Here is a 25,468-nt window from a genome sequence, read left to right as displayed (position 1 = left end):
TCCCGAATCACCCAGACGAAAGCGCTACCCCTCGTTCTCGGCACTCGCCGTCACCACCGGCGCACCGTCCTCGTCCCAGCGCACCGTCACCAGCATCGGCCGGCAGCAGACCTGGCAATCCTCCACGTACTGCTGCGCCTCGATCGACGGGTCCAGCGCCAGGTCGATCCATTCGCCGCAATATGGGCACTGCAGGTCGATGAAGCGTTGCATGCCGGACATGATCTTGGCCTGTGCAGCGAAACGGAGCGCCTAGCGTACCGGTACGTCGTAGGCGGTGCCGGGACTGGGCTCGGGCTGGAAGGTGTAGTGCCACCATTCCAGCGGATAGTTGGCGAAGCCCTGCGCGGCCATCGCGCGCAGCAGGCGCTGGCGGTTCGCGCGCGCAGCGGCACCGATGCCGGGCGCGTCGGTATGCGCGGCCGGGTCGAAGAAATCGAAGCCGGTGCCCATGTCCAGCGGCGCGCACTGGCCGCTGCGGCAATCGAGCAGGCCCAGGTCCACGGTGGCGCCGCGGCTGTGGCCGGAGGTCTCGGCGATGTAGTCGCCGAGCAGCACGCGCTTGTCCAGGTGCGGGTAGTAGCGCGCCTTGGCGATCTGGTCGCCGAGGTCGCCCGCCCAGGCCACGAAGGCGCGCACCGCGCGGTGCGGCCGGTAGCAGTCGAACACCTGCAGGCGGTAGCCCTCGGCGCGCAGCGCCTGCTGCACCCGCGCCAGCGCCTGCGCGACCGGTGCCAGCAGGTAGCACTTCGGCGCGTCGTAGCCGGGCACCGGGCGGCCGGTGAAGTTGTCGTGGCCGGCATAGCGGATGTCCAGCGCGATCTCCGGCGCGACGGCGTGCACGTCCACCAGCCCGGCTTGCGCGGGTGTGGTCGCCGGGGACAGGACCGGGCTGGCCGCCGCGCCCATCGCGCCGCCCGCCCAGACGGCGACGCATGCGCCCAACACTGCGCGCGCGGCCCATCGCGCAGGCGGTGTCCAGCGGCTACGAAGCGGCACGGGATGCGGAGTGGCGGCGGCGGTGTGCGGCATCTGTGCAGCATAGGCCATCGCGACAGGACGGCCCGCATGCGCCGTTGGATTGGAGAGGACGCGTCGGGCAGGTCGCCCAACTGGCGAGTCGCTGCGCTGGAAGGTGCCTCGACATCGGCACCGGCAGGCGGGCGCCGCCATGCCTGCTTCGCTCACGCAGCGAAAATTCGACGTCGCGGCTGCTTCAGCACCGCGAGGATGCACATCGATGCAGCGCCGGATCACTTCAGCGCGGTATCGATCGGTGCCAGCACATCCTGCATGCCGGTCGATGCAGCGACCGGCATCCGCACGCCAATCAACCGTTGGAACTACATGCAGCGGCTGGCCCGCCGCTCCACCGAACCGGCAGCGGCCGCCGTCGACATCGCTGTCGGCGGCAGCCGCTGCGGCACGGATCAACGCGTCGGCGGCGACTGCGTCTGGGTGCGCTGCTGCTCCTGGGTCTGCTCCTGCGCCTGGCGCTGGGTCTCGGCGGCCAGCTGCTGCTGGCTCTGCTCCAGCGGCACCGCGGCGGCCTGCTGCCGGTCCACGTAGGCGCGGTTCACGTCGAGCGGATTGTTCGGGTTGCGCTCCACCGCGATCATGCCCTTGCCGTCGGTGCTGTGCACCAGGTCGTCGATGCGCGACATGCCGCTCAGCTTGGCCTCGAACGCCACCTGCCCGGCCGCGCGCTGCATCTCCTCGCGGCTGCCGAAGCCGCCGTTCGGGCCCTGCTTCTCCAGTTGCTTGACCGCCTGGTCGAACATCGGATTGTCGCGGCGCAGCTGTTCCACGCCCTGCTGCTTCTGCAGGTTCTTGTCGATGGCGGCGAGCGTCTCCGGGCCGGCCTTGCCGTCCACGCCCTTGAGGCGGTGGTCCTGCTGGAATTTCTCCACCGCCGCCTCGGTCTTCGGACCGTAGGTGCCGACGGCGTCCTTCGCGTCCATGTAGCCGAGCTTGGAGAGCTTCTCCTGCAGGTCCTTCACCGCAGGGCCCTGCTCGTTGCGCTTCAGCACGCCGTCGCCGTTCTCCGCATGCGGGCTGTTGCTGCGGGACTTGTCCGGCGCGGCCCGGTCGTGGTGCGTGCCGGACTGTTCGCTCGGCTTGCCGATCTTCTTGCTCGGGTCGGCCAGTTCGAGCAGGTCCGCCTTCTCGTTCTCGGCGCGGTTCTTCAGCGAATCCAGGGTCTTCTGCTTCTCCACCCGCGGGAACAGCTCCTTGACGTGCTCGGCCTTGTAGTCCTGCACCGCGCCGACGATGTCCTTGTCGGAAAGCTTGGACAGGTCGTAGTCCTTGCCGAACTTCTCTTCGATGCCCTTCAGGAACACGCCCGATCCGCCCGGCTTCTTGTCGCTGCCCGGGCCGTACTGGACCGCGGTGCTCCACAGCGCATCCTGCACCGCCGGGCCGCGGCCGGACAGGTCCATGCCCTTGTCCTGCAGCCGGTCCACCAGCTTGTCGTAATGCGTGCGCTTGATGTAGTCGTGTTGCTCCTGCGCGAAGCTGTCGTCGGTCTTGGCCAGTTCCTTCCACTTCGCGCTGAACTCGGCCGAGCCGGGCTTCAGGCCGGCGAAGTCGTCGGCGTACTTGCTGTCCTTGACGAAGGCCGCAACGGTTCCTCCGACGATGACCTTGCCTTCCTTGGTCTTGACCTGCGAGGTCATCTGGTACGAGCCGTAGGACACGCCGCCGGGATCATCGATGCCCGAGGACACCGTGCTCGCGCCGCGTCCGCCGGTCTCGTAGTGCTTGGAGGTCTGACCCAGTTCCCAATCCTTGTCGCTCATCGTCCATCTCCTTGTCTAGAAAGTCGCATTGCAAGAAAGCCGCGCAGCGATCAGCGCGCTTCCAGTTCGTCGGCCCGATTCGCCGTCATGTCGAGACGGCACTCGGCGGCGTCCAGGCGCCCGGCCTGGCCGCTGTCCGGATCGTAGAAACACTTCTCGTCGCGATCGGCGATCCACTTGCGTTGCTGCTCGCGCAGCGTCTTCTGTTCGTCCTCGCCCAGCTTGGCCATCAACGCCTTGTAGACCGTGTTCAGGCGGCCATCCTGGTACTCGTATTCGGCGGCGATGCAGTCCTGCATCGCAGGTGTCGCGCCTGCGGCGGCGCTGATGCATTCGTCATAGGACGGTCGCAGCACGGGTGTCGCTCCTGAGGTGGATGATGGCGCGGCCGCAGCCTGCGCCTGGGAAGCCTGCGGGCCCGACGGTTGCGGGCTTGCCGCCGCTGCATCGCCGGCAGGCGGCGCCGCTGCCGGCGCGGTTGCGGGTGCGGGAGCATCGGCGGCGGTCGCCGCCGGAGCGGACGCGCCACCGTTGCACGCCGCGGTCACTCCGCATAGCGCCAGCAGGCAGGAAACATGGAGAACCTTGAGCATGGCCATTGTCGGAATTCGCCTTGTCGTGATGCGTATGCGGGAGCGCAGTTCTAAACGATCGTCGATACCGTGTCCATCCGAGCGCGGCGCGTGGTCGCAACGCGAACGTGCACTTGCAGGCCGACATGCGGCGCCAGCAAGCGAAGCACCTGTCGGACGCCCAACGATCGATGAGCGCCGATATCGGCTGCCGTCCGACATCGCTGTCGGCGGCAGCCGCTGCGGCGGCGTGGATCAGCGCGTCGGCGACTGCGTCGACTGCGCCTGGGTGCGCTGCTGATCCTGGGCCTGCTGCTCCTGCGCCTGCCGCTGGGTCTCGGCCGCCAGCTGCTGCTGGCTCTGCTCCAGCGGCACCGTCGCGGCATGCTGCTTGTCCACGTAGGCGCGGTTCACGTCGTGCGGGTTGTTCGGGTTGCGCTCGACCGCGATCAGGCCCTTGCCGTCGGTGCTGTGCACCACGTCGTCGATGCGCGACATGCCGCCGACCTTAGCCTCGAACGCCACCTGCCCGGCCGCGCGCTGCATTTCCTCGCGGCTGTTGAAGCCGCCGTTCGGCCCATGCTTCTGCAACTGCTCCACCGCCTGCTTGAACAGCGGATTGTCGGCGCGCTGCGCTTCGGCCACGGCCGGATTGGCCGCCTTGGCCTCGGCGCCGGTCTTGCTCTGCGCCTGCAGCTTGCTCAGCGCCTCGAGCGTGACCTTGTCGGCGATGCCGGTCGGCTCGATGCCCTTCTCGCGCTGCAGGTTGGCCACCACTTCCTTGGTCCTGTCGCCGTAGTAGCCGGTGCCACTCAGCAGCTTGCCGCTGTTGTCCTTGATGCCGAGCTCGATCAGGCTCTGCTGCATCGCCTTCACGTCCGGGCCCTGCTCGCCCGGCTTCAGCGACGTGCGCGCATCCTGGCCCTTGCTGTGGTCCTGCGACTGCGTCTGCTGCCGGTCCTGCAGCAGGTCGCGCGCCTTGGCCAGCGGGTCGGAGGCGAACAGCTTGGCGTTCTTGTTGGCGGCCAGGTAATCGTCCAGCGGCATGGTGTTCACGCCCTTGCTGCCGCTGGACTGGCTGACCTGCAACTCGCCGCTCTTCGGGTCGCGCACCACCATCAGGATGTGGTCGATGCCCTTCCAGTGCTCGTGCTTGGTGTTGCCGGCGTCCACGCCGATCACCATGCCTTCCTTCAGCGCGCCGGGCTTGAACACGTCCTGGCCCTGCAGCAGCACGCCGGAACTGTCGAATGCCTTCTTGACGATGCCGCCGGAGCCGTTCATGCCCTGCGCCAGCATGTCCTGGCGACCGAAGACGTCGCGGCCGGCCTTCTGGTTGATCTCCCGCATCGTGGCGTTCTGCAACTCGGACACCCAGCCGGAGCAATCGATGTAGCCCTGCTCCAGGTGCTTGCCGTCCACGCCGGGGTGGTAGAGCTTGTGGCCCTTGATGTTGATCGCGTACTGCACGTCGTCGTACTTGACGCCCATCGCGTGCGCGGCGGTGAGCTTGATCCCGTCGTGGTCGCCCTGATTGGCGGCCGCGGCCGGCTGCGCCTGCGTGCGCGCCGGCGCGGCGGCCTGCTGGGCCTGGCCCTCGGCGACCGGCTTGATGCCCTTTTCCGGGATCGCGATGTGGTCGAACTTGGTGTCCCAGTACTTCAGGAAGGTCTTGGCCATGTCCTGGTCGGACATTTTCTTGAACTCGGCCAGCGAGGAACCGGTGTAGGCCTCGAACTGCCTGGCGCCGGCCGCATCCTTTTCGCGTGGCACGTTGTTGAGGATGTTCGAACGCGTGTCTTCGCGCGCGAAGCTGCCGGTGGCCACGGCGGCCTGGATCGAACGGTAGCCGCCGGCGCCCTGCTGGTGCGCCATGTACATGTCCAGGCCATCGGGCTGCGGCTTGCCGGACAGGTACGGGCGGTGGTCGCGGTCGTGCTGCCGGGTCAACGACCGCTGGTTGTCCTGGTACAGGCGCGCCGCCGCGTCGGTGTTGGCCACCGCATCCAGCTCGCGGCCGCGGATGCCATAGGCTTCGGCGGTGCCAGGGGTGAACTGGAACAGGCCCTTGGCGCTGTTGGGGCCGCGGCTGGCCTGCTCGTCGAACTTGCCGCCGGTTTCGATATAGGCGAAGCGCATGAAATCGTCGACCGGAATGTGGCGTTCCTTGGCCTCTCGCTCGATGATGTCGAGGTTCTCGGCTTTCGTGTAATCGCGTGCCATCTCGTGTTACTCCTTGAGGTTGATATACGGCGACGTGCGCCGACAAGGTCAACCGAGCTCGTCCGTGAGCTTGTTAGTGCGCGGTCAACAAAACAATTCGGGGACTGCGGGTAGTGCGGTTCTTGCTGCTGCCGGCGCGCCGATCCGCGGATCGGCGCGCCGGCGGATTCATGCGCTTGCTTTGGGCTGGTACTGCCCGCTCGCCTGGTCGTAGGCATAGACCACCGCATCGGACGCATCGAGCATGCGCGCGCGGCCGGGGCCGGCGATCGCGGTGCCGCGCAGCGCCACGTGCACGGCCGGCATCGGCTCGCCGGGCACCGTCTGGAAGCTCAACGTGCCGACGCTGGAGACGTGCGGGACCGTGCCTTCTTCGTCGCTGCTGGCCTCGTTGTCCTCGCCGGCCGCGACCGTGCCCCGGTACACCCAGCCCTGGTAGTCGCCCAGGTCGTTCTTGTCCGGATCGAAGGTGAACAGCGCAAAGCCCAGGCTGGTGACGCCGTTGCCGAAGCTGGAGGTCGGCACCGCCAGCAGCAAGTGGCCGTTGTCCAGCACGTGCTGCTGCGGCTTGCGCTTCTCGTCGACCGCATCGGCGCGCTCGTAGCCGCCGAAGGTGCCGACATACTGCTGCGCGTGGAACAGCATCCACGGCCGCTCGGTGCCTGGCGCAACCAGCAGGAACGTGGCCTGGCTGATCGCCACGCCCGCGCCCGGATCCGGGAAGGTCTCTTCCTCGTCGTTGCCGTACTTGTTGGGCGTGGCGTAGGCGAAGCCGGTGTAGTAGTGCTTGCCGCCCAGATCGAAATGCTCGCCGCACCAGAAGCTGGCCACGGCGCCGTTGTCGATCTCGTAGGAGAGCGCGCCGTCCCCGTCCATGCCGTAGATCAGATACAGCACGCTGCCCGGATAGGGCGGCGCCTCGGTCGCGACGGCAAGCTTGTTGTCATTGGCCATGTGCAGAACATCCTGTCATTCGTTGAAGAAGCCGGAAAACCCCACCCGCAAATCCCGACACGCCACACGCGGCGCCCCCGATGCCGCCTCTGCGCATCGCGGACACAGCGCGACCCGCGGGACGCAACTCCCCGCAGGCGCGGCTTCGGACAGAACACGGTGGATTGCAATCCGGCCCCAAAGCAGGGGCGGCGATGGCGATGCGCGCATGGCGAACCGCAAGCCGGCGATCCACTCCGGCATTTCGGGCGAGTGCAGCATCCATTGCCGCTCGCGAATGACTCGCCTGATCATCAGGCCCCGTGCCGGCATCTTAACCAGTTCCATTGCCGGCGACTAGCGGTCGGCGCCGCTCCCGAGCCGCGTCCGACCGGCCCGGACACGGGCCGGTCGGCGGGTGTTCAGCGATCCAGCGGCGGCACGTACTTGCCGCTGGCCTGGTCGTAGGTATAGGTGACCACGTCGGCGGCGCCCAGGGTGCGGACCTTGCCGGGGCCGGCGATGGCGGTGCCGCTCATGGCCACGCGCAGGCTCGGCAGCGGCCCGCTCTTGGGCGCCTCGAAACTCAGCGTGCCGGTGCTGGAGGCGCACTTCATGGTGCCCTGGTCGTCGCAGGCCGCGCCGTTGTCCTCGCCGGTGGCCACGGTGCCCAGGTAGACCCAGCCCTTGTAGTCGCCCAGGTCGTTCTTGTTCGGATCGAAGGTGAACACGGCGAAGCCCGAGCTGGTGATGCCGTCGGCGAAGCGCGTGGTCGGCAGCGCCAGCAGCAGGTGGCCGTCCTTGGTCTCGGTACCCTGCGGCTTGCGCTTGGGGTCCAGCGTGTCGGCCTTTTCGTAGGCGCCAAAATCGCCGGCCCACTGCTGCGCATGGAACAGCGTCCAGGCCGGCTTGCCGTCCGCATCGTCGAGTACGTAGGTCGCCTGGCTGATGCTGACGCCGACGGCGGGATCCGGATCGTTCTCTTCCTCGGACGTGCCGTACTTCCCTGGGCCGGCGTTGGCGAAGCCGGTGTAGTAGTGCTTGCCGCCGAGGTCGAAGCGGTAGCCGTACCAGAAGCTGGCCAGGGCGCCGTTGTCGATCGTATAGGACGCCGATCCGTCGCCCTTCATTCCATAGATGTCGGCCAGTACCTGGCCGGGCGCGGGCACTTCGACCTGGACCGGCTCGGGTTGCGCTGCAGCGGGCGCAGGCGCGGCGGCCGCGGTGGCCGCAGGCGCGGCCTGCGTGCCCGCCGGCGCGGGGTCGGCAGCCTTGTCCGTGCACCCGCCGACCAGCAGCAACGTCGCCGCCCACAGGGCTGTCTTTGCGAGCCTCATAACACTGAGTCCTTTTGGAGTTCTTGGCGCGCTCATGCTACCAAGAACGTGCGCCGGTCCAGTGGATGCGCAGCGGCACGCGTGTCGGTCCAACCCCCTGCTCGCAAGGACCCGATGCAGGCGGGCGCCGCTACGGCACGTCCGACTCCACTGCCGGGGCCGGCTGCGGTTGCGGCCGCGCCAGCGCCGGCTGGGTCAGGGCGTAGAGGATGCGCAGGTCTTCGGCATCGAGCGTGGTGGCGTCGTTGCCGCGGTAGTGGTGGTGGAAGGCGCGCAGCGTGGCCGCGCGGTCGTCGAGCGGGTAGCCGATCAGCGCCAGCGCCTGCCACGGGTCGAAACCGGGCGGGGCCGGCGGCGTGTCCGCGGCGGGCCAGCGGCCGAAGCCGGCCTCGGCCAGGCGCTTCCACGGAAACAGCGGACCCGGATCGACCTTGCGCGTGGGCGCGAAGTCCTCGTGCCCGACCACCTGCGTGCGCGGGATGCGCAGCCGCGTGCACAGGTCCTCCAGCAACAGCAGCAGGCTGTCGATCTGCGCCGGCGCGAACGGCGTCTTGCCGTCGTTGTCCAGCTCGATGCCGATCGAGGCGGAGTTGATGTCGGTGATCGTGCCCCAGCGCCCGGCGCCACCGTGCCAGGCGCGGCGCTCGTCGCTGACCAGCTGGTAGCGCTTGCCGTCGCGGCCGATCAGGTAGTGCGCGCTGACCTTGCCCTTGCTGTTGTGCGAACGCAGCGTGTCCAGGCTGCGCTGCACCGACTCCTGGTCGGTGTAGTGGATCACGATCAGGATCGGCCGGCGCAGGTCCTGGTTCGGCGACGGCACCCACTCGGCCAGCGGGTTGCGCTGCGGCGCATGCGCGCAGGCGCCGAGCACGGCGGCCAGCGCCAGCGGCGCCAGCCAGCGGATGGAGGACGATACGGGTGCGGGGCAGGATCGGGTCATGGGGGTTTCCGGGCATCTGGCAGGTAAGCGACAAGCGCAGGCAACCGCAGTATCCAGAAGTTTGGCGAACCGGAGGGGGGTTGCCGAAATTCTGTGGAAGGCTTCAGTCCCGACGGGCGTCACCGCCGAAGCGTCGGCACTGGAGTTTCCTCCGCAAGATCGGGGCATGGCCCCACGCGCACGAAGTCCAGATCGGCATAGTCGTAGCTGAAGTCGGCATCCGGATCGACGTGCGCCAGGCGCATCCGCGGCGTGCCATCGGTGCCGGCCACGAAGTCCAGCCACGGTTCGGCATCCACGCTGGCCGCGTCCCAATCCACCAGCCAGCGCGCGCCGGTCCGCATGACCCGGCCGCGCAACAGCGGCGACTTGCGCGCCTGCCAGCGCAGCATTCCCTGCTGCGGGCACAGCGCGACCTCGCCGAACCACGGATCGCGCCACACGCCTTGCCGGTCGCGCGCCACGGTGGCGGCCACCGGCACGCGCGCGGACGTGCCGGCGCCGGCGCGCGCACGCGCGCCGGCCTGCGCACGCGCGCGCTCGAGCAACGCCGCGTAGTGCGCGACATCCAGCGCGGGCTGCCCGGGGCGGGTGAAGCGCTTGAGCAGCGCCTCGCCCAGCGCGGTGCGCATCGCGGCGCCCTCGCCGTTGCTGAGGATGACGAAGCCGCTGCGCCGGTCCGGCAACAGCACCAGCGCCGAATACATGCCCATCAGGGTTCCGGTATGCGCGACCTGCCACTGTCCGTCCACGTCGGCGAGGCGCCAGCCGTAGCCATAACCGTACAGGCGCGTGCCGTCCCACTCGCGCATCTGCGCGGAGACCGGCATCGGCGTGTGCAGCGTCCACAGCGCCTGGCGCTGCGCCGGCGACAGCCACGCTGCGGTGTCGCCAGCAGGCGCCAGCCAGGCGCGCATCCACGCCAGCATGTCGTCCAGGCTGCAGCGCACGCCGCCGGCCGCCATCGAGGGCGAATCGGGGATCCGCGCCGCATCGGCGCGCACCACGATGTTGGCCTCGCCCTGGCGCATATGCGGCTGGGCGACGTTGCCGACCGCATCGCGCTCCCACGCTCCGACCTGGCAGCGGCGCATGCCCAGCGGCGCGAACACCTGCTCTTGCAACAATTGCGCGTAGGGCTTGCCGCCGGCGCGCGCGGCCACTTCGCCGGCGACCACGTACAGCAGGTTGTCGTACGCATAGTGCGACCGAAAGCTGTGGGTCGGCTTGAGATGGGCGAGCCCGGCAACGATGTCGGCGCGGGTGAAATCGTTGGGCTCCGGCCACAGCATCAGGTCGCCGGCGCCCAGGCCCAGGCCGCTGTTGTGGATCAGCAGGTCGCGCACCTGGATGTTGCGCGTGACCCACGGGTCGTACATGCGGAACTCCGGCAGGTGCCGGGTCACCGGGTCGTCCCAGCGCAGCTTGCCGGCATCGACCAGCCGCGCCAGCAGCGCGGTGGTCATCGCCTTGCTGTTGGAGGCGATCTTGAACAGCGTCTGGCCGTCGATGCGCTCGCCGCTGCCGGCGCGCAGTTCGCCGGCGCTGCGCGCGTACACCATCTCGCCGTTCTCGATCACGCCGACCGCCAGCCCCGGCGGCCGGTAGCGGCTCAGCGCCTGCTCGAACAGGCGGTCGAGCTCGGCACGCGGTGGCGCGGCCGCCGTGTCCGGCGCGGCCGCGGCGAATGCCGGCGCCATCGCGCAGGCGGCGAACAGCCATCCGCACATACGCGCCGCGCGGGCTCCGCAACGTGCCGCCTTCGTCCCCACCGTGTCCCGCATGGCGCCGTCGTTCCGCACGCCCGCTCAGAAGGTGTAGGTGAAGTTGGCGTACAGCTGGCGCCCGATCGGGCTGTACACGCGCGGGAAGTACGGCCAGGTCGTGTAGGTGTCGTCGCGCGGATGGATCCGGTCGAACACGTTGAGCACGCTGATGCCGAGCGTGGCCTTGTCGGTGATTTGCTTGGCGATGTCCGCGTTCCAGACCACGTACGGCGCCACGCGGCCGGTCTCGGCGTAGTTGGGACGCGAGCCGTAGCGGTAGCCGTACAGGCTGGTCGACCAGTCGCCGATGCTCCAGTTCACGCGCCAGTTGCTGCGGGTGCGGAACGCCAGGTAGTCGACGTCGTTCATCACGTCCACCGGCTTGGCCCCGGCGAACTGCGCCACCTCCATCTTCAGCACGTGGGTGTAGCCGGCCTGCAGGCCGAGCGTGCCCCAGTCGCCGAGCGCGACGCTGTAGCGCAGGTTGGCGTCCACGCCGTCGGTGCGCATCAGCGACTGGTTGATCGGGAAGGTCTCGAACGCGGTGATCTGGCCTTCGGCGGTGAGGTCGGTGCCGGGACTGCGGGTCACCGACTGGATGTAGAACTGGCAGGCGGCCGATGCGGTATCGACCGCGTTGCCGGCGCGGTCGCGGCCGAGCAGGCAGTTGGCGTTGTTCTCCAGCAGGGTCTCGCTGGAGATCGACTCGACCCGGCCTTCCAGTTCGATACGGTAGTAGTCCGCGCTCAGCGACAGCGCCGGCAGCACGTCCCACACGAAACCCAGCGTGGTCGACTTGCCCTTCTCCTCTTCCAGCAGCGGGTTGGACGACTGGGTGGAGAAGGTCTGGTACTCGTGCGCGGCCGAACAGGCGTCGGACAACGGATCCAGGCCGTCGCGGCGGCACAGGTATTCGTCGGTGACGGTGGGATTGTTGGCGCTGGTGCCGGCGTAGATCCACAGCAGGTCCGGCGCGCGGAAACTGGTGGCGTGGCTGCCGCGCAGCAGCAGGCTGTCGAACGGCCGCCATTCCAGGCCGACCTGCCAGGTGGTGGCGTCGTCGACGGAGGTGATGTCGTCGTACTTGTCGTAGCGCCCGGCCAGCGTCGCGCTGAGCCGGCTGAAGAGCGGCACGCGCAGTTCCAGGCCGGCGGCGTAGCGGTCGCGCGGGCCGCCGCCCGGGGTCTGGGTCAGGTTGTAGATGCGCTCGCTGCCGGTGTAGTCCACGGTGGTGCGCGGATCCGGGGCGAGGTCGTACTTCTGCCGCGCCGCCTCCAGCACGGTGGCGATCTGCAGCATGCCGGCCGGCAGCTCGAACAGGTCGCCGCTGAACACGAACTGCGCCTGGTCGGTGCTGGATTCGCCGCGGCTGACCACCTCGGTGGTGAGCTGGTCGTACAGCGCCGCGCTGCCCGCCGCGAACAGCCTGTCGGCGTAGAACTCGCGGATCTCGGTGCCGTCGGGCCGATGGCCCAGCACAGGCCCCATGTAGTGGTCGCGCACCGCGTTGGTGAGGAAGCGCGGGCGCCACGTAGTGATGTCGTAGCGCGACATCGACACGCTCGCGTCCCAGTCGAAGCGGCCGTCGAACAGCTTGCCGCGCACGCCGGCATTGAGGTTCCAGGACTTCTCGTCGTACTCGATGTTCTTGATCCCGCCCACTTCCGACGGCAGGAAGATGCGCTGCGCGGTGACCAGGCCCAGGTCCGGATCGTAGACGGTGAATGCGCCCTCGCCGATGTAGTAGTGGGTCTGGCTGGAGCTTTCGTCCTTGGAGCGGTTGGCCAGCACCTGCGCATAGGCGGTGACGTCGCCGCTGACATCGAAGCTGCCGGACAGGTAGGCCGAGGTCTTGCCGTAGCCGTTCTGCACCGAGCGGCCTTCGTAGTAGCCGAACGCGCCGCAGCGGTTGGGCGCGGCCAGGCTGTCGGCGGTCTTGTACGGCCTGAATGCCGGATTGGTCGCCGCACACGCCGCGTCCAGCGCGCTGGCCGACGTGGACAGGCTGCCGCCGCTGGGCCACAGATAGGTATTGCCGCGACGCAGGTAGACGCCGGAGATCGAGGCGTTGGGACTGGACGGGTCGGCCTTGTTGGCCGGATGGTCGTCGTACGAATCCATGAAATCGCGCTGGCTGGCGACGATCGCTTCGCGGTCCAGCCGCTCGAACGCGTAGGTCAGGCTCCAGCGGTCGCCGGTGCGCCCGCCGCTCCATTGCAGCTGGCCGCTGTCGCCGCCGCCGCGCGTGGTGGTGCCGCCGCGCAGGCGCAGCGTGTCGCCGCTGAAATCGCGCTTGGTGATGATGTTGACCACGCCGGCCACCGCATCGGAGCCGTAGATCGCCGAGGCGCCGCCGCTCATCACCTCGATGCGCTCCACCGCCGCGGCGGGAATGCTGCCCAGGCTGACCGCAGTGCCGTTGGCGTTGTAGGACTGCGGGTAATCGGCCATGCGCTTGCCGTTGAGCAGGATCAACTGGTAACCCGGCCCCAGGCCGCGCAGGTTGAGGTACTGGCCGTTGGGCGAACTGCCGGTCTGGTCGCTCTCGTTGAAGGCGCTGCCGCTGAACTGGGTCAGCGTGCCGAGCGATTCCCACACCGTGCTGAAGCCCTGCTTCTGGATCTCCTGCGCGGTGATGACGGTCACCGGCGCCGGGCCTTCCACCTGCGAGCGCGCGATGCGCGAGCCGGTGACGGTGACCTTGTCCAGGTCGCGCGTGGCCGGCGCGTCCTGCGCCGCGGCGAGCGGCGGCAATGCGGCGCCGGCCAGCAACGCGAGGGCCAGGCGGGACGCTCGGACGTGGCAACGGAAATGCGGGGCTCGGCTGGGCACGCGGCTCTCTCCTGCAATCGACGACGCTGACGACGGTGACCGGAGTCGACGCAGGCCAGCAGCCGGTCGCCTTCCCTGGGCATCCACGCGGACAGGCTGGCGCGCAGCCGCAGCACGGCGCCATCCTCTACATTCGCTACTTCCCCCAGGCGCGCGGACCGGACAGCGACCCCTGCGACGTGCGCCCGAAAAACCGCGGGCCGTCGTCTCGCTGCCTGGCGGAACCGGCGGCTGTCGCCATCGGTCCCCCGCGCCTGTCTTTCGGGTGTAACACGGCGCAAAACGGCCTGTCAATAAACTATTCTTGACAAGCCGGATCGAGGAAAAGAATATTCCGGAGCCGACGCGCCGCCGTCGCCACTCTTTCCATCTCCCGGGGTCCGATGAACACGATGCGTGGCCTGTGCTTGCTGCTGGCCGCGGCGCTGAGCGGCCCCGCCGTCGCGGCCAGCACCGTCGATGCGGTGCCGTTCCAGCTGCAGGCCAGCCAGTTGCAGGCGGACTACTGGATCGCGCGCCTGCCCGCTGCGCCGCGCCCGCTGCTCGACGCGCCGCAGGTGCAGGCCTTCAACGCGCACCTGCTGCGCCACGACGCGTCGATGCACGACTTGCAGGCGCTGCCGGAACGCTACACGGCCGAGCAGGTGCGCACGCAAGTGCGTTCGCTGTCGGCGGCGCCGGCGCGCACGCTCTACGACGCGGACGGCGCCGCGCTCGACGCCACGCGGCTGGCGGCCTTGCAGTCCGCGCTGGCCCTGGACGCGATTCCCGCACAGGTCACGCCGCGCTACGCGCTGGTGGTGCGTCGCGCCGACCTGCGCACTTTCCCCACCCAGCAACGCGCGTTCAGCGGCCGCGACGACCACGACATCGACCGCTTCCAGGAATCGGCGCTGTATCCGGGCACCGCGGTGGCGATCCTGCACGCCAGCCGCGATGGCCAATGGCTGTTCGTGCTGGCGCCGAACTACGCGGCATGGGTCGAACGCGAGCGCGTGGCCGAAGGCGAGCGCGCCGCGGTGCTGGACTACGCACGGCGCACGCCGCGGCTGGTGGTCACCGGCGCGCGCGCGCTGACCGCGTTCACTCCCGAACTGCCGGCGGCCTCGCACCTGTCGCTGGACATGGGCAGCGCCCTGCCGCTGCTCGAGGACTGGCCCGCGCAGCAGGCGGTCAATGGCCAGTCGCCGCTGGCCGCGTACGTGGTGCAACTGCCGCTGCGCGAGGCCGATGGCCGGCTGCGGCTGGCGCCCGCGCTGGTACCGCGCGGCGCCGACGTCGCCACCGCGCCGCTGCCGGCCACCCACCGCAACCTGCTGCGGCAGGCGTTCAAGTTCCTCGGCGAGCGCTACGGCTGGGGCAACGACTACGACGCGCGCGACTGCAGCGGCTTCGTCTCCGACGTCTACCGCAGCCTGGGCATCGGGTTGCCGCGCAATACCGGCGACCAGGCGCGCAGCCCCAGCCTCGCCGCGGTGCCCTACGCCGCCGCCGCGCCGCTGGCGCAACGGCAACGCGCGCTGGCGCAGCTGCAGGTCGGCGACCTGGTGTACATCCCCGGCCACGTGATGATGGTGATCGGCCACGACCGCGGCCATACCTGGGTGATCCACGACGTGGCCGGCGCCAGCTACCGCGACGCCTCCGGCCAGCTGCAGCGCGCGCGCCTGAACGGCGTCTCGGTGACGCCGCTGGAGCCGCTGCTGCTGGGCGACGGCACGCCCTTCATCGACCGCATCACCCGCATCCAACGCGTCCGCCCGGTCCCCGCCGAATGAAGATCACCGACCTCCAACTGGGCATGCTGCGCGTGCCGCTGAAGACCCCGTTCAAGACCGCGCTGCGCACCGTGGAGACGGTCGAGGACGTGATCGTGCTGGTCCACACCGACAGCGGCCACATCGGCTACGGCGAAGCGCCGGCGACCGCGCCGATCACCGGCGACACCCACGGCTCGATCATCGAGGCGATCGAGCGCTTCATCAAGCCGCGCCTGCTCGGCGAGGACGTGGCCAACCTCAACCGGCTCACCGGGCTGATCCAGGGCGCGCTGGAGCGCAACAGCAGCGCCAAGGCCGCGGTGGAGATCGCGGTCTACGACCTGTGGGCGCAGCTGTACGGCGCGCCGCTGTACCGGATGCTCGGCGGCGGCGACCCGGCGATCACCACCGACATCACCATCAGCGTGGACTACATCGACAAGATGGTGGCCGACGCGCTGTCGGCGATCGGACGCGGCTTCGCCTCGCTGAAGATCAAGGTCGGCAAGGACATCGGCCTGGACATCGAACGGGTCAAGGCTATCCACGCCGCGGTCGAAGGCCGCGCGCTGCTGCGCCTGGACGCCAACCAGGGCTGGACGCCGAAGCAGGCGGTACACGCGATGCGCACGCTGGAAGACGCCGGGGTGGCGCTGGAACTGCTGGAGCAGCCGGTCAAGGCGTGGGACCTGGACGGGCTGAAGTACGTGACCGAGCGGGTGAACACGCCGGTGATGGCCGACGAAAGCGTGTTCGCGCCGGCGCAGGTGTTCGACCTGATCCAGCGCCGCGCCGCGGACATCATCAACATCAAGCTGATGAAGACCGGCGGGCTGTCCAACGCGATCCGCATCGCCGACATCGCGGCGTTGTACGGGGTGCAGTGCATGATCGGCTGCATGATCGAGTCGAGCATCAGCGTGGCGGCGGCGGTGCACCTGGCGGTGGCCAAGGCCGACATCATCACCAAGGTGGACCTGGACGGTCCGTCGCTGGGCCTGTTCGACCCGGTGGAGGGCGGGGTGATCTTCAACGAGTCGGAGATCACCATCACCGACGCGCCGGGCCTGGGCATCCGCGAGATCCGCGGCCTGGAACTGCTGCCGCCGCGCGGCTGATGCACGCCCGTCGGCGCATGCGCGGCCATGCGCGAGGCCGGCCTGCGCGAGGCCGGCGCCGTGTGGTCGTTTCCATCGCGATCGCGGCGGTTGCTTGAAACGCCACGCGTCACCGCTGTTGCTGTTGCTGTTGCTGTTGCTCTGCTGTTGCTTTTGACTTACCGGGTTCCCTTCCGCAGCGGCGGATGGACCGGGGAAAAACCCGAAGGGCGCACATGAGAGCGTAGCGACCAACATGCAGATACCACGACCCTGCCATCGCACGCTCCGAGCGCGACCGAATCGCGGCCGCGCTCGTCGCACCGAACATGGCTGCCAGGTGCAGCGCGATGTGATCCGCCAATCGCCTCCCCGTGCCCTTGCCTCGACCGGCCACTCCGACGACAGCCCCCCATGCCGCCCCTGCTGAAAATCCGTGCCGAGCGCGGCCGCATGTCCGCGATCGAACGCCGCATCGCCGACTTCGTCCTCGACAACGCCCACCTGTTGCGCGACTACTCCTCGCAACAGCTCGCCAGCGCCCTGGACATCAGCCAGTCCAGCGTGGTCAAGTTCAGCCAGAAGCTCGGCTTCAAGGGCTATCCCGACCTCAAGTACGCGATCGGCGACGCCATCGCCCGCAACGGCGACGGCCAAGCGGCCGCCGCGCCGGCCGGCGCCGAACCGCCCGACGACGCCTACCTGCACCTGGAGCAGGCCCTGCGCCGCAGCAAGCGCGCCGCCGAGGAGGAGACCCGCCTGCTCAACCCGCGCGAACAGGTCGAGCGCATCGTCGCGCTGCTCGATGCCGCGCCGAAGGTGTTCGTCTGCGGGCTCGGCGACGACGGGCTGTTCGCGCGCGAGTTCGCCATGCGCCTGTCGCTGCTCGGCGTGCTCACCGTGCACCATGCCGACCCGATCCTGATGATGGCCAACCTGTCGGCCGCGCGCCCGGACGACGTGCTGCTGCTGTTCTCCGAGTTCGGCAAGCTGCCGGCGCTGGCGCAGATCAGCCGCCAGTTCCAGGCCTGCGCCGGGCGCGTGGTGGCGATCACCCGGCACACCGCCAACCCGCTGCGCGCGCACGCCGATGCCGCGCTGGCGGTGTCCGCGCACGATCCGGCGCCGCACATCGAACAACTGTTGTACCGTGCAGCGTTGCAGCACCTGCTCGACTTCGTGTTCGTGCTGCTGTGCCAGAACAACCCCGACCGCCGCCGGCAGCTGGCGGAGAACCTGGAGCGGGTCCAGCACCTGCTCGACGCCTGATCGCGACCGGAGATGCGCATGCCGACGTTCCCCACCCCGACCCGCACCGGCAGCGCCCGCCGCGCGTGGCTGGCATCGCTGATGCTGCTGTGCGCCGCGGTCGCCGGCACCTGCCTGGCCGAGACCGGCAACGGCGACGCGGCGCCGCCGGCGCTGCGGCAGGCGCGCCAGCTGGTGCTGGTGGTGGCGCCGGACTGGGACAGCCCACGCGGCCAGCTGCAGGCGTTCGAACGCGACGCGCAGGGCTGGCGCGCGCACGGCCGGCGCTTCGACGTGGCGCTCGGCCGCAACGGCAGCGCCTGGGGCCTGGGCCTGCATCCGGCGCAGGCCGACGGCCCGCAGAAGCGCGAAGGCGACGGCCGCAGCCCGGCCGGCATCTTCACCATCGGCGAGGCCTTCGGCTACGCGCAGCGCATCGACAGCGCCCTGCCGTACCAGCCGATGCAACAGAGCAGCTACTGCATCGACGTGCCCGATTCGCCGCTGTACAACCGCATCGTCGACGCCGAGCGGGTCGGCGCCGAGGCGGTGGCCGGCTCGACCGAACCGATGCGCCTGGACCTGCACCACGACGGCGACCGCCGCTACGAAGAAGGCTTCGTGATCGGCCACAACCCGCAGGCGCGGCCCGGCGCCGGCAGTTGCATCTTCGCCCACCTGTGGCGCGCGCCGGGCGAGGCCACCGCCGGCTGCACCGCGATGGAGCCGGCCGACATGCAACGCCTGCTGGCCTGGCTGCAGCCCGGCGCCGCACCGCTGTTCGTGCTGCTGCCGCGCCAGGACTACGCGCGCCTGCGCAGCGCCTGGGCGCTGCCCGCGCTGGAGCCGGCGCCATGAGTACCGCGCCCGAACCGAGCCTGGTCCGCGCGGTCAGCCGCTGGCAGATCGTCGGCCTGTCGATCAACGACGTGATCGGCAGCGGCATCTACCTGCTGCCGGCCGCCACCGCCGCGCTGCTCGGGCCGATGAGCCTGTGGGCGGTGCTGCTGGCCGGGCTGGCGGTGGCGCTGCTGGTGCTGTGCTACGCGCAGGCGGCCAGCTATTTCGACGAGCCCGGCGGCAGCTACCTGTATGCGCGCGAGGCGTTCGGCCGCTTCGCCGGCTTCGAGATCGGCTGGATGATCTGGCTGACCCGGATCAGCTCGGCCGCCGCGCTCGGCAACGGCCTGGCCGATGCGGTGGTGCGCTTCTGGCCGGCCGCGGCCGGCGGCGGCGCGCGCCTGGCGATCGTGGTCGGCTCGCTCGGCCTGCTCACCGCGATCAACGTGATCGGGGTGAAGTCGGCCGCGCGCACCGGCGTGGCGCTGGTGATCGGCAAGCTGGTGCCGCTGCTGCTGTTCGTGGCCATCGGCATCTTCTACGTGGACTGGTCGTGGGCGTTCTCCGGCCAGGCGCCGGACCCGCGCGACTTCGGCAACATGGGCGAGGCGGCGTTGCTGCTGCTGTTCGCCTACGCCGGCTTCGAGAACATCCCCGCTGCCGCCGGCGAGTACCGCAATCCGCGCCGCGACGTGCCGTTCGCGCTGATCACGATGATCGTCACCGTCACCCTGATCTATGCCGCGGTGCAGGTGGTCGCGCAGGGCACGCTGGCCAACGTGGCGCAGTCGCCGACGCCGCTGGCCGACGCCGCCAGCGGTTTCGGCGGCGAGGCGCTGGCGCTGATCCTCACCGTCGGCGCCACCATCTCCATCCTCGGCACCACCAGCAACACGGTGATGCTGGGGCCGCGCTTCCTGTTCGCGCTGGCCCAGGACGGCTACGGCCCGGCGTTCCTGGCGCGGGTGCATCCGCGCTTCCGCACCCCGGCCGCGGCGATCGTGCTGCAGGGCGTGCTGTCGCTGGCCCTGGCGCTGTCGGGCACCTTCGTGAAGCTGGCGCTGCTGTCGATGGTGACCCGCCTGTTCGCCTACATCGGCACCGCCGCGGCGGTGCTGGTGCTGGCCCGGCGCTACCGCGATCGCCCCGGCGCGCTGCACCTGCCGGGTGGCCCGCTGATCCCGCTGGCGGCGCTGCTGCTGGCGCTGGCGCTGCTGCTCAGCGCCAGTTGGCAGAACCTGGCCGCGGCCGGCGTGGCGCTGCTGGTCGGGGCGCTGTTCTACCGTTTCCCGCGCAAGGCGGCCTAGCGCGCTGCCCGCATGCGCCTGCAGCGGCGCATGCGCGAGGCGCGGATCCGACCCGTGCCGGTATCGGTCGCGACCTGCATGCCCGTGGCCGAGTTGAACGGCGCCAGCACAACGGCCTTCACACGGCCTTGCGCCGCTGTCACGCGCGGGTAACCGCGTCGCTTCGACCCTGGGCGTCCGCCTCGATCGATGCCGGAGTCCGCGATGAAACTACGCCGTGTCTACAGCGCCCCCGACGTGGCCACCGCCACCCGCGCCCTGCAAGCGGCGCGCAGCGCCGGCATCGACAACGACGACCTGTCGCTGATCGCACGCGGCGACATCGAACTGGACGCGATCCCCGACGAGCGCAAGGACGTCAAGACCGACACCCTGCCGGCGGCCGCGCGCGGCGCGATGGGCGGCGGCGCGGCCGGCCTGCTCGCCGGCCTGGCGGCCATCGCGGTGCCGCCGCTGGGCATCACCCTGGCCGGCGCCGGGGTGATGGCCATCGCCGGCGCGCTGGTCGGCAGCTGGTCCTCGGCGCTGGTCGGCGCCACCGTGCCTGATCCGGTACGGCGCAATTTCGAGGAGGAGATCGAGGCCGGCCGCGTCCTGGTGGTGATCGAAGGCGAGGCGCCGCAGCTCGATGCCGCCGATGCCGCGCTGCGCGACGCCGGCACGACCGCGCTGCCCTACGAGTCCGCCGCTGCCGCGCAGTGACGCAGGACGCGGCGCCGCGGCGCGCGTCGCTTCGGATCTAGGAACGCGGCGGCTGCGCCAGCGCGCGCATGCGCAGCAGCAGGCCGCCGCTGTGCACCAGCGAGTAGCCGATCAGCGCCGCGGCGATCGCCAGGGTCAACGGGCTGGCGTTCTGCAGCGTCTGCGCGCTGCCGCCGGAGAACGCACCGCTGGCCCAGCGCCAGGCCAGGCGCCCGATCAGCAGCACGCTGAGCCCGGCCCCGATCCAGGGATTGGGCGTGTAGCAGCGCTTGCCGTCGAGCAGTTCGATGCGCGTATGGCGCAGGGCGAACAGGCCCAGCGCCGCGCCGCCCACGACACCCAGGGCCATGCCGATACGGACCGAAGGCAACACCGCCGCCAGGTAGGCCAGCGCCGCCGTCGCCAGCGCCAGCAGCACCAGCCGCGCCACGGTCCGCCGCGGCTGCCAGGGCTGGCGACCGAAATAGCGGCGGATGCGCCGGTAATACAGCCAGCCGATGCCGGCCGTGGCCAGGTACGGGGTGAACAAGGCGATACCGGAGGCGGCCATGGGATCCCTGCGGACAAGCGGGCGAGCGGCGGTGCCGCGATCGTAAGCCATCGGCCCGGCGCGTGCAGCCGGTGCCCGGACGGCCGGCGGAACGGTGGAACGGTGGAACGGTGGAACGCAGTGTCCATTCTCCAGCGTGGCGGCGTCGATTGCCCACGCAGATGCAAAGCGTCGATGACTGCCGGGCCGCGTCGCTACCGGGAACGCAGGCGCGCTTCATGCACCGATCACGCGGCACTGGAACCGCATTAACGGCGTCGCCGCTAACGTCGCTGCCACATCCAGAACAGGAGACGACGATGAGCGTTCCCTATCAGATCCCCGGCCGCGAACCCAACGACGACGACCGCAGCCTCGTCTCGCAGTACTGGCGCGAGCGCTTCGCCGAGGAGCCGTACTACAGCGAAGGCGAACGGTTCGAGGACTACGAGCCGGCGTACCACGCCGGACACGAGGCGCGCGTGCGCAACTTGAACCGCGCCTACGAGCAGGTGGAAGCCGAACTGCATCGCGACTGGGACAGCACCAAGGGCTCGCAGACGCTGAGCTGGAGCAAGGCGCGCCACGCGGTGCGCCGTGCCTGGGAGCGGGCCGGCCAGGATTGAGGGTTGCGCGTGGAGCGCCTGCCGTCGCTGACGCGTCGGCAGGCTCTTCCAAGCGCTGCGTTCGCGCGAAGTTATCGGCGAACAGATTGCGAGACTTTCCTGACGTCACGCGTGGCTTCATTGCGAGGCCTATTGCGCGTGGATGCCCAGGTCGGGGCCGGAGCCCCTCCTGCAGGAGCGCCTTGTCGGCTGCATCCATCTGACCATGGTCTTCGGCTGCGCAAATCAAGGCGACAAAACGTCCCTGGCAGCGCCCCATGTAGGAGCGGCTTCAGCCGCGACCCACAGCACCCGTAAGCCATAGACCGGCAAACCCACGGCTACCTGCAATCGCCGACGCGCTCCGCACGGGCACGCCAGCGCATACGCCTAGCTCTCCAACGGCTGCAGCTTCAACAAACGCCCGCCGCTGCCGTCTTCCAACAGCCACAGCGCGCCATCCGGGCCCTGCTCCACTTCGCGGATGCGCTTGCGCATGTCGTAGCGCGCCGCTTCGCGCGCGTTCTCGCCGTTGAATTCGATCCGCACCAGCGATTGCGAGGACAGCCCGCCGATGAAGCCGTTGCCGCGCCACTGCGGGAACACGCTGCCGCTGTAGATGACGAACCCGGCCGGCGAGATCACCGGCGTCCAGCTGACCTTGGGCGCGGCGAATTCCGGGCGCGTGTTGTGGTCGGGGATCGGCCGGCCGTCGTAGTGGTCGCCGTTGGAGACGATCGGATAGCCGTAGTTGGCACCGCGCTGGATCAGGTTCAGCTCGTCGCCGCCGGCCGGGCCCATCTCGTGCTCCCACAGCTGGCCCTTGGCGTCGAAGGCCAGGCCGAGCACGTTGCGGTGGCCCAGCGACCACACCTGCGCCGCGGTGCCGCCGCGGCGCGCGAACGGATTGTCGGCCGGCACGCTGCCGTCGTCGTTGAGGCGCACGATCTTGCCCAGGTTGCCGCCCATGTCCTGCGCCGGATCGAACTTCTGCCGCTCGCTGGAGCTGATCCACAGCTTGCCGTCCGGCCCGAACGCCAGGCGATGGCCGTAGTGGCCCTCGCCGGACACCTTGGGCTGCTGCCGCCAGATCACCTTCAGCTGCGACAGCGCGCCGCCGCCGTTGCCGTCCAGGGTCAGCTTGGCGCGCGCCACCGCCGCGCCGCGGGTGTCGCCGCTGCCGGCCTCGGCGTAGCTCAGATACACCCAGCCGTTCTGGGCGAAGCCGGGATGCGGCAGCACGTCGCCGAAGCCGCCCTGGCCGCCGTAGGCGACCGCGGGCACGCCGCTGACCGTGCCGGTGCGGCCGCTGGCCGGGTCGAAGCGCTTCAGCGTGCCGCGCTTCTCGCTGACCAGGGCGCTGCCGTCGGGCAGGAAGCTCATCGCCCAGGGTTCGTTGAAGGTGGCGAACGGGGTCGCCGAGAACGGCCAGTCGCCGCGCCGTTCCGCGGTCTTGGTCGCCGGCGCGGCGTGCGCCGCGGACACGGCCAGACTCACTGCCAACGCACAGGCCAAACCCAGGGAAGAACGTTGCATGACGCGCACCTATCGGATGGGGTCGAAGGCCGAACCTAGCAAACCAGGCGTGGACGGCAAGCATGCAGCGGCCAAGCCGTGGCCGCGATCACGTCCCGCGCTCGCACGGTAGACAGCACCGGCCAGGCCCGGCGCCCGCGCTGCGGCCAGCGGCACACGTTGGCCAGGCCGACATCCCAGGCCGGTGGCGACTCCCACCAAGCCGCGCAGCGCGCAGGCGGGGCGGCGCCGCCTGCGTGGAAGAACGCCCAAGCCTTACGCCTGCGCCAGCAACTCGAAGCTGACCGGCTCGCCGCTGGCCGACGATGCGCACACCCACAGGTCGAACAGTCCCGGCTCGGCCTCGAAACGGCCGTCGCGGCCGCTGAAGGCGAGCGCGCGGCGGTCCAGGGTGAACACCACGTCCACGCCCTGCCCCGGCGCCAGCAGCACCTTGCGGAAGCCCTTCAGTTCGCGCACCGGGCGCACCCGGCTGGCGACGCGGTCGTGCACGTACAGCTGCACCACTTCCTCGCCGGCGCGCTCGCCGACGTTGTCGATGCGGGTGGTCACGGTCAGCGTGTCGTCCCAGCCCAGCTGGACGCGATCCAGCTGCGGCGCGCCGTAGGCGAAGCGGGTGTAGCCGATGCCGTGGCCGAACGGATACAGCGGCGCGTTCGGGATCTCGCGCCAGCGCGCCTTGAACTCGCTCATCGTCGGCAGTTCCGGCCGGCCGGTGCGCGGGTGGTTGTAGAAGTACGGCTGCTGGCCCGGGTCGAGCGGGAAGCTGACCGGCAGCCGCGCCGAGGGGTTGTAGTCGCCGAACAGCACGTCGGCCACCGCCGGGCCGGTCTGCGTGCCCAGGTACCAGGTCACCGCGATCGCCGCGGCGTCGCGCACCGCGCCCTGCAGCGCCAGCGCGCGGCCGTTGCGCAGCAGCACCACCAGCGGCGTGCCGGTGGCGGCCACCGCCTCGGCCAGCGCCTGCTGCGCCGGCGGCAGCACGATCTGCGTGCGCGACTGCGCCTCGCCGCTGTAGCGCTGCGGTTCGCCCAGCGCCAGCACCACCACGTCGGCGGCGCGCGCGGCGGCCACTGCGGCGTCGATGCCGCCGTCCAGCGGCGCTTCCAGTTCGCAGCCCGGCACCACGCTCAGCGCGTCGGCGTCGTCCAGCGCCGCGCGCACGCCGGCTTCCAGGGTCACGTAGCGGGTCTTGTCGCCGAACAGGGTCCAGCAGCCCTCGATGTTCTCGCGGTCCTGCGCGAACGGACCGATCAGCGCGATCTTCTGCCCTTGCTTGCGCAGCGGCAGCACCGGGCCGTCGTTCTTCAGCAGCACGATCGAACGCCGCGCCGCCTCGCGCGACAGCGCATCGTGCGCGGCGATGTGCGACTGGTCGGCCTCGCGCGCCGGGTCCAGCGAGCGGTAGGGATCGTCGAACAGGCCGATCGCCTCCTTCAGCGCCAGCACCCGCCGCACCGCCGCGTCCAGCGCGGCCATCGGCACTTCGCCGTCTTCCACCAGCGACGGCAGGTGCGCGGCGTAGAAGCCGCTCTGCATGCTCATGTCCATGCCGGCCAGGAACGCCTTCTTGGTCGCGTCGCGCTCGTCGGCCGCATAGCCGTGCGCGATCAGTTCCATGTCGGCGGTGTAGTCGGAGATGACCACGCCGGGGAACTTCCATTCCCCGCGCAGGATCTCGGTCAGCAGCTCGTGGTTGGCGCTGGCCGGCACGCCGTTGATGTCGTTGAACGAGGTCATCACGCTCAGCGCGCCGGCGCCGAACGCGGCCTGGAACGGCGGCAGGTGCACGTCGCGCAGGGTCTGCGGGGCGATGTCCACGCTGTTGTATTCCATGCCCGCGGCGACCGCGCCGTAGGCGGCGAAATGCTTGGGCGTGGCCAGCAGCGCGTCGTGCGCGCGCAGGTCCGGGCCGTGGAAGCCGCGCACGCGCGCGGCGGCGAACGCGCAGCCCAGCACCACGTCCTCGCCCGCGCCCTCGGCGCCGCGGCCCCAGCGCTGGTCGCGGGCGATGTCCACCGCCGGCGCATAGGTCCAGTGGATGCCGGCGGCGGTGGCCTCGACCGCGGTGGCGCGCGCGGTGCGCTCGGCCAGCTCCGGCTCGAAGCTGGCGGCCTCGCCCAGCGGGATCGGGAACACGGTGCGCATGCCGTGGATCACGTCCGCGGCCAGGATCACCGGGATGCCCAGGCGGCTCTCTTCCAGCGCCGTGCGCTGGATGCGCCGCCCCAGTTCGGCGCCCACGCCGTTGAACAGCGAGCCGACCCGGCCGGCGCGCACCTGCTGCAGCACCTCGTCGGCATTGCTGACGTTGGCTTCCGGGTTCACGTCCGGCGCGAACGGGCGCACCATGTCGGCGAAGACGCCGAGCTGGCCGACCTTCTCCTCGACGGTCATGCGGGCGATGAGCGATTCGATACGATCCGAAGCCATGGGGTCC

21 protein-coding genes are annotated in these 25,468 nt (G+C 70.1%); 8 read left to right on the top strand and 13 right to left on the bottom strand.

Annotation, left to right across the window (positions count from 1 at the left end; genetic code table 11):
• Window positions 1-24: 24 nt before the first annotated feature.
• The 10 genes from OCJ37_RS02550 to OCJ37_RS02505 all read right to left on the bottom strand — a co-directional run bounded on the left by OCJ37_RS02550 (window position 25) and on the right by OCJ37_RS02505 (window position 13,404).
• A complete protein-coding gene (locus tag OCJ37_RS02550; protein WP_263112147.1) occupies window positions 25-222 on the bottom strand; it encodes a CPXCG motif-containing cysteine-rich protein in 198 nt (65 codons plus the stop codon).
• Between the two features lie 30 nt (window positions 223-252).
• Window positions 253-909 carry a M15 family metallopeptidase gene (locus tag OCJ37_RS02545; protein WP_263112146.1) on the bottom strand — a complete coding sequence of 219 codons (657 nt, stop codon included), beginning with the start codon at window positions 907-909 and terminating at the stop codon, window positions 253-255.
• A 521-nt stretch (window positions 910-1,430) separates the two neighbouring features.
• Window positions 1,431-2,801, bottom strand: a complete 1,371-nt coding sequence (locus tag OCJ37_RS02540) for a peptidoglycan-binding domain-containing protein (protein ID WP_263112145.1) — start codon at window positions 2,799-2,801, stop codon at window positions 1,431-1,433.
• 50 nt (window positions 2,802-2,851) lie between these two features.
• On the bottom strand, window positions 2,852-3,400 hold the full coding sequence (locus OCJ37_RS02535; protein ID WP_263112144.1) for a lysozyme inhibitor LprI family protein: 549 nt from the start codon (window positions 3,398-3,400) through the stop codon (window positions 2,852-2,854).
• Window positions 3,401-3,628: 228 nt separating this feature from the next.
• A complete protein-coding gene (locus OCJ37_RS02530; protein WP_263112143.1) occupies window positions 3,629-5,596 on the bottom strand; it encodes an XVIPCD domain-containing protein in 1,968 nt (655 codons plus the stop codon).
• A 168-nt stretch (window positions 5,597-5,764) separates the two neighbouring features.
• Window positions 5,765-6,550, bottom strand: coding sequence for a hypothetical protein (locus OCJ37_RS02525; RefSeq protein ID WP_263112142.1), 786 nt, complete (start codon window positions 6,548-6,550; stop codon window positions 5,765-5,767).
• Window positions 6,551-6,951: 401 nt separating this feature from the next.
• Window positions 6,952-7,866, bottom strand: a complete 915-nt coding sequence (locus tag OCJ37_RS02520; RefSeq protein WP_263112141.1) for a hypothetical protein — start codon at window positions 7,864-7,866, stop codon at window positions 6,952-6,954.
• 130 nt (window positions 7,867-7,996) lie between these two features.
• The gene (locus OCJ37_RS02515; RefSeq protein WP_263112140.1) at window positions 7,997-8,806 is read right to left on the bottom strand and encodes an N-acetylmuramoyl-L-alanine amidase; all 810 of its coding nucleotides are present in this window, start codon (window positions 8,804-8,806) and stop codon (window positions 7,997-7,999) included.
• A gap of 119 nt (window positions 8,807-8,925) precedes the next feature.
• Window positions 8,926-10,536, bottom strand: coding sequence for a serine hydrolase domain-containing protein (locus OCJ37_RS02510; RefSeq protein WP_263112139.1), 1,611 nt, complete (start codon window positions 10,534-10,536; stop codon window positions 8,926-8,928).
• A gap of 78 nt (window positions 10,537-10,614) precedes the next feature.
• Window positions 10,615-13,404 carry a TonB-dependent receptor plug domain-containing protein gene (locus tag OCJ37_RS02505; protein ID WP_263112138.1) on the bottom strand — a complete coding sequence of 930 codons (2,790 nt, stop codon included), beginning with the start codon at window positions 13,402-13,404 and terminating at the stop codon, window positions 10,615-10,617.
• A gap of 383 nt (window positions 13,405-13,787) precedes the next feature.
• Here OCJ37_RS02505 and OCJ37_RS02500 point away from each other — a divergent pair, with 383 nt between their 5' ends.
• The 7 genes from OCJ37_RS02500 to OCJ37_RS02470 all read left to right on the top strand — a co-directional run bounded on the left by OCJ37_RS02500 (window position 13,788) and on the right by OCJ37_RS02470 (window position 20,358).
• Window positions 13,788-15,182, top strand: coding sequence for a C40 family peptidase (locus OCJ37_RS02500; RefSeq protein ID WP_263112137.1), 1,395 nt, complete (start codon window positions 13,788-13,790; stop codon window positions 15,180-15,182).
• Entirely contained in the window at window positions 15,179-16,282 is a 1,104-nt protein-coding gene (locus OCJ37_RS02495; RefSeq protein ID WP_263112136.1) for a dipeptide epimerase, read from the top strand. Before OCJ37_RS02500 ends, OCJ37_RS02495 begins: the two co-directional genes overlap by 4 nt.
• Window positions 16,283-16,309: 27 nt before the next feature.
• Window positions 16,310-16,501, top strand: coding sequence for a hypothetical protein (locus tag OCJ37_RS02490; protein ID WP_263112135.1), 192 nt, complete (start codon window positions 16,310-16,312; stop codon window positions 16,499-16,501).
• Window positions 16,502-16,675: 174 nt separating this feature from the next.
• On the top strand, window positions 16,676-17,530 hold the full coding sequence (locus OCJ37_RS02485; protein ID WP_263112134.1) for a MurR/RpiR family transcriptional regulator: 855 nt from the start codon (window positions 16,676-16,678) through the stop codon (window positions 17,528-17,530).
• Window positions 17,531-17,611: 81 nt separating this feature from the next.
• Entirely contained in the window at window positions 17,612-18,367 is a 756-nt protein-coding gene (locus OCJ37_RS02480) for a L,D-transpeptidase family protein (protein ID WP_263113552.1), read from the top strand.
• A complete protein-coding gene (locus OCJ37_RS02475; protein ID WP_263112133.1) occupies window positions 18,364-19,656 on the top strand; it encodes an APC family permease in 1,293 nt (430 codons plus the stop codon). Before OCJ37_RS02480 ends, OCJ37_RS02475 begins: the two co-directional genes overlap by 4 nt.
• A gap of 204 nt (window positions 19,657-19,860) precedes the next feature.
• On the top strand, window positions 19,861-20,358 hold the full coding sequence (locus OCJ37_RS02470; RefSeq protein ID WP_263112132.1) for a hypothetical protein: 498 nt from the start codon (window positions 19,861-19,863) through the stop codon (window positions 20,356-20,358).
• A gap of 37 nt (window positions 20,359-20,395) precedes the next feature.
• Here the strand turns inward: OCJ37_RS02470 and OCJ37_RS02465 are convergent, their stop codons facing one another.
• The gene (locus OCJ37_RS02465) at window positions 20,396-20,908 is read right to left on the bottom strand and encodes a CcdC protein domain-containing protein (protein ID WP_263112131.1); all 513 of its coding nucleotides are present in this window, start codon (window positions 20,906-20,908) and stop codon (window positions 20,396-20,398) included.
• 299 nt (window positions 20,909-21,207) lie between these two features.
• Here OCJ37_RS02465 and OCJ37_RS02460 point away from each other — a divergent pair, with 299 nt between their 5' ends.
• Complete coding sequence (locus OCJ37_RS02460; RefSeq protein ID WP_263112130.1) at window positions 21,208-21,513, top strand: hypothetical protein; 306 nt, start codon at window positions 21,208-21,210, stop codon at window positions 21,511-21,513.
• A 369-nt stretch (window positions 21,514-21,882) separates the two neighbouring features.
• On the opposite strand, the gene OCJ37_RS02455 is transcribed toward OCJ37_RS02460, so the two are convergent.
• Together OCJ37_RS02455 and OCJ37_RS02450 are read right to left on the bottom strand one after the other, a co-directional pair.
• A complete protein-coding gene (locus OCJ37_RS02455; RefSeq protein ID WP_263112129.1) occupies window positions 21,883-23,028 on the bottom strand; it encodes a PQQ-dependent sugar dehydrogenase in 1,146 nt (381 codons plus the stop codon).
• A 255-nt stretch (window positions 23,029-23,283) separates the two neighbouring features.
• Window positions 23,284-25,461 (bottom strand): glycoside hydrolase family 3 N-terminal domain-containing protein, encoded by a 2,178-nt coding sequence (locus tag OCJ37_RS02450; RefSeq protein WP_263112128.1) that lies wholly within the window; start codon window positions 25,459-25,461, stop codon window positions 23,284-23,286.
• Between the last annotated feature and the right edge of the window lie 7 nt (window positions 25,462-25,468).

The organism is Xanthomonas sp. AM6 (genome assembly GCF_025665335.1).
Classification (GTDB): domain Bacteria; phylum Pseudomonadota; class Gammaproteobacteria; order Xanthomonadales; family Xanthomonadaceae; genus Xanthomonas_A.
The sequence above is the reverse complement of the archived record's forward strand: the minus strand, read 5'-3'. Positions and strand labels throughout refer to the sequence as shown.

Coding starts and splice junctions, on each gene's coding strand:
- OCJ37_RS02535 (WP_263112144.1), bottom strand. CDS start 3,400: ATGGCCATGCTCAAGGTTCTCCATGTTTCCTGCCTGCTGGCGCTATGC.
- OCJ37_RS02490 (WP_263112135.1), top strand. CDS start 16,310: ATGCGCGAGGCCGGCCTGCGCGAGGCCGGCGCCGTGTGGTCGTTTCCA.
- OCJ37_RS02455 (WP_263112129.1), bottom strand. CDS start 23,028: ATGCAACGTTCTTCCCTGGGTTTGGCCTGTGCGTTGGCAGTGAGTCTG.
- OCJ37_RS02510 (WP_263112139.1), bottom strand. CDS start 10,536: ATGTGCGGATGGCTGTTCGCCGCCTGCGCGATGGCGCCGGCATTCGCC.
- OCJ37_RS02515 (WP_263112140.1), bottom strand. CDS start 8,806: ATGACCCGATCCTGCCCCGCACCCGTATCGTCCTCCATCCGCTGGCTG.
- OCJ37_RS02525 (WP_263112142.1), bottom strand. CDS start 6,550: ATGGCCAATGACAACAAGCTTGCCGTCGCGACCGAGGCGCCGCCCTAT.
- OCJ37_RS02450 (WP_263112128.1), bottom strand. CDS start 25,461: ATGGCTTCGGATCGTATCGAATCGCTCATCGCCCGCATGACCGTCGAG.
- OCJ37_RS02530 (WP_263112143.1), bottom strand. CDS start 5,596: ATGGCACGCGATTACACGAAAGCCGAGAACCTCGACATCATCGAGCGA.
- OCJ37_RS02485 (WP_263112134.1), top strand. CDS start 16,676: ATGCCGCCCCTGCTGAAAATCCGTGCCGAGCGCGGCCGCATGTCCGCG.
- OCJ37_RS02460 (WP_263112130.1), top strand. CDS start 21,208: ATGAGCGTTCCCTATCAGATCCCCGGCCGCGAACCCAACGACGACGAC.
- OCJ37_RS02520 (WP_263112141.1), bottom strand. CDS start 7,866: ATGAGGCTCGCAAAGACAGCCCTGTGGGCGGCGACGTTGCTGCTGGTC.
- OCJ37_RS02480 (WP_263113552.1), top strand. CDS start 17,612: ATGCTGCTGTGCGCCGCGGTCGCCGGCACCTGCCTGGCCGAGACCGGC.
- OCJ37_RS02470 (WP_263112132.1), top strand. CDS start 19,861: ATGAAACTACGCCGTGTCTACAGCGCCCCCGACGTGGCCACCGCCACC.
- OCJ37_RS02500 (WP_263112137.1), top strand. CDS start 13,788: ATGAACACGATGCGTGGCCTGTGCTTGCTGCTGGCCGCGGCGCTGAGC.
- OCJ37_RS02550 (WP_263112147.1), bottom strand. CDS start 222: ATGTCCGGCATGCAACGCTTCATCGACCTGCAGTGCCCATATTGCGGC.
- OCJ37_RS02545 (WP_263112146.1), bottom strand. CDS start 909: ATGGGCGCGGCGGCCAGCCCGGTCCTGTCCCCGGCGACCACACCCGCG.
- OCJ37_RS02475 (WP_263112133.1), top strand. CDS start 18,364: ATGAGTACCGCGCCCGAACCGAGCCTGGTCCGCGCGGTCAGCCGCTGG.
- OCJ37_RS02495 (WP_263112136.1), top strand. CDS start 15,179: ATGAAGATCACCGACCTCCAACTGGGCATGCTGCGCGTGCCGCTGAAG.
- OCJ37_RS02540 (WP_263112145.1), bottom strand. CDS start 2,801: ATGAGCGACAAGGATTGGGAACTGGGTCAGACCTCCAAGCACTACGAG.
- OCJ37_RS02465 (WP_263112131.1), bottom strand. CDS start 20,908: ATGGCCGCCTCCGGTATCGCCTTGTTCACCCCGTACCTGGCCACGGCC.